The 2,716-nt window shown below is 35.6% G+C and carries 3 protein-coding genes; all 3 read left to right on the top strand.

All coding sequences use genetic code 11. The features are described from left to right. A partial coding sequence (locus LI149_RS14875; protein WP_227143600.1) for a hypothetical protein occupies nucleotides 1-991 on the top strand: 991 nt, incomplete at its 5' end. Nucleotides 992-1,163: 172 nt separating this feature from the next. Next, a complete protein-coding gene (locus tag LI149_RS14870) occupies nucleotides 1,164-1,991 on the top strand; it encodes a ParA family protein (protein WP_055157259.1) in 828 nt (275 codons plus the stop codon). Continuing rightward, a partial coding sequence (locus tag LI149_RS14865) for a ParB/RepB/Spo0J family partition protein (protein WP_227143599.1) occupies nucleotides 1,945-2,716 on the top strand: 772 nt, incomplete at its 3' end. The genes LI149_RS14870 and LI149_RS14865, both read left to right, overlap by 47 nt.

The raw sequence follows: 2,716 nt of genomic DNA, 5'->3' as shown, positions 1-2,716 counted from the left end.
AAATATAGAGTTTTCAAGGTACAAGTCCCATTTTGGGTATGGGAAGTCTTTATTATTAAAAATATTTTATTCTGATGAATATGGCTTTGAAGAGGAGGAACTTAGTAAAAGTTTAAAAGAGGTTGTGAAATATTATGATAAGCATACAAGACATCAATATCATATTATTTCTAGATTTGTTAATGAAAGAATGCAGGAAGGTGAAGATGCTGTAAGCTATATATTAAATAATATAGATGCTATGTTGGCCTTTTTAGAATATAGACGAGAAAATTGTGACCAAATTATAAGAGAGTCATCGGATTTAGAGATAGATAAAATAATATTGAATTTGGAAAAATTATATGATCATATTGCACTTGAGGAAGAACGCCTGAAAAATAATGCAGTAAATATGCGAGTCAGTAACAATCAAATACAAAATAATGTAATGAATACTTTTAATTCGATAATGGATAGCTTTCAGGGAAAAGTGGATGAAGTTTCAGGATCTTTGAATGCAAATATAATTACTGTAGTTGGATTATTTTCTGCTATTATATTTGTCTTTTTTGGTGGCATTACGGGAATGTCAGCATTGGTAAAAGGTATTTGTGAGTTAACAAATAAAAAAGAGTTGACTATACCATTAATTTGTGTCTGTGCAGTTGGTTTCGTGATTTTTAATATCGTATTTTTGTTATTATATTCAATTTCAAAAATTGTTGATAAAAATATAGGAACGACAGTTAATGGAAGAGAGTATGTTTGGTATGATATTGAAAAAAAAGATGAAAATTGTTATGAAATAATAAAAAATGGGAAGAGCACAGGAAAATATTGTAATACACAACAGAAAGTGGAAAAGAAAATAAAATGGAAACAAAGATGGTGGAATATAAGAGAAGCTGTCTTTATGTGTATAAAAAAGGTTTTATTTAGATTTCCGTATGTGTTAATTGTAAATATTATATTTGTAGTAGGTATTATATATCTTTATAAACAACTATAATAGATACATTTTATAGTATTGTTCGGATATATGTACACCAAATACATTTTGAATTATACATAGCCGATTGGTTCATCGAGAATCAATCGGTTTTTTCATGCCCATTTTTATACATAGCCAGTCCCGTAAAAAAGGATTGGCTATTAAATTTTTCGAGGAAGGAGGAACCTATATGACCAAGTGTAAAGTAATCGCCCTTGCAAATCAGAAGGGAGGAACAGCCAAGACCACAACTACATTAAATCTGGGAATTGGTCTTGCACATCAGGGGCGAAAAGTATTATTGGTTGATGCTGATCCGCAGGGGGATTTAACAACCGCATTAGGATGGACCGATGCAGATGATCTTCCGGTTACATTGGCAACACAAATGAAGAAGATATTACAAGATGAACCATTTGTGTATAATGAAGGTATTTTGCATCATGAAGAGGGAGTAGATATTATTCCGACTAACATTGAATTATCGGGCATGGAAATTTCACTGGTAAATGCTATGAGCAGAGAGCAGACTTTAAAGCTGTATCTGGCAGATTTGAAAAAGGATTATGATTATATCCTGATTGATTGTATGCCTAGTTTGGGAATGTTGACCATCAATGCGTTAGTTGCCGCAGATAGTGTAATTGTTCCAGTGCAGGCTCATTATCTTCCACTAAAGGGCATGACACAGTTAATGAAAACAATCGGTAAGGTACAGAGACAGCTAAATCCTAATCTGAAGATTGATGGAGTATTGCTGACACTTGCAGATATGAGAACAAAACTTGCAAGGACAACAGAGACTAGCCTTAGAGAGAATTATGGAAAGCATATTAGGATTTTCAAAACTGTTATTCCAGTGGCTATCACAGCAGCAGAAAGCAGTGCAGCAGGACAGAGTATTTATGAGTATGACAAGAATGGAACTGTTGCAAAGGCGTATGCAGAATTTACGAGGGAGGTGATTCAATGTGGCGAAAAGCAGAGAAATAAACATGAATCTTCCCTCAGCCGATGATCTTTTTACAACGCAAGAAGAAAGAGACCAGAAGAATCAGGAATATGTAAAAAATATTTCTATTTATGAAATTACAGACTTCCCGAATCATCCGTTTAAGGTAAAAATGGACGATAAGATGTTGGAAACAATTGAGAGTGTCCGTGCTCATGGTGTATTAGTGCCTGCACTTGTCAGGGAGAAACCGACGGGTGGGTATGAAATGATTTCCGGACATCGCAGAAAAATGGCAAGTGAACTGGCTGGAAAAGAGACAATGCCATGTATTGTAAGAAATCTTAGTGATGACCAAGCAGTCATTGTCATGGTTGACAGCAATCTTCAGCGAGAAGAAATCTTACCATCCGAAAAGGCATTTGCTTATAAAATGAAGCTAGATGCTATGAAGAGACAGGGACAGAGAACGGATTTAACTTCTACCCCACTGGGGCAGAAGTTAGGAAAATATTCCGTAGAAGTTCTAGGAGAACAGGTAGGAGAAAGTAAAAGTCAGATTCAAAGATATATCCGCCTTACGGAGCTTATCCCGGAAATCCTAGAAATGGTCGATGACAAAAAGATTTCTATGCGTCCGGCGGTGGAGCTGTCTTATTTGCCGAAAGAGGAACAGGAGATATTGTACGACACCATGGAGTCGGAGGCTTGTACCCCAAGTCATGCACAGGCAATTAAAATCCGCAAATTTTCAGCAGAGGGCAGGTTGAATGAAGATGTTTTGCTGTCGA

It is taken from the genome of Dorea sp. 210702-DFI.3.17, assembly GCF_020560825.1.
In the GTDB taxonomy this organism is placed as follows: domain Bacteria; phylum Bacillota; class Clostridia; order Lachnospirales; family Lachnospiraceae; genus Dorea; species Dorea formicigenerans.
The sequence above is the reverse complement of the archived record's forward strand: the minus strand, read 5'-3'. Positions and strand labels throughout refer to the sequence as shown.

Coding starts and splice junctions, on each gene's coding strand:
- LI149_RS14870 (WP_055157259.1), top strand. CDS start 1,164: ATGACCAAGTGTAAAGTAATCGCCCTTGCAAATCAGAAGGGAGGAACA.